This is a genomic window from Undibacterium sp. Ren11W (assembly GCF_049340485.1).
GTDB lineage: Bacteria > Pseudomonadota > Gammaproteobacteria > Burkholderiales > Burkholderiaceae_D > Undibacterium.
In genome coordinates this window covers 1-224 of sequence record NZ_JBMPPB010000055.1, presented here as the reverse complement: position 1 = coordinate 224, position 224 = coordinate 1, and the positions used below count along the sequence as shown (strand labels likewise).

Below are 224 nucleotides of genomic sequence, written 5' to 3'. Positions count from 1 at the left end.
TCGTCAGCGTATCACCTGCTTTAGCCGTACCTGGCAAAGCCACTGTGACTGCCACTGTCGTTGCTGCACCGAGTTCTGTTTTACTGATCAGACCGTCGTTGTTGCTGTCGGTCGTGATGGTGATCGTCGGCGCTGCTGTGGCGGTGGTATCCAGTACGGCACTGTCTGTGCCTGGGGCGGAGACATTACCAGCTTGGTCGGTGACCGTTGCTGTGACCGTTAAA

The 224-nt window shown here is 56.7% G+C and carries 1 protein-coding gene; it reads right to left on the bottom strand.

The annotated features are described in order from the left end of the window. Window positions 1-224 (bottom strand): hypothetical protein (locus ACO0K8_RS22440; RefSeq protein ID WP_422948872.1); only part of this gene is annotated, 224 nt, incomplete at both ends.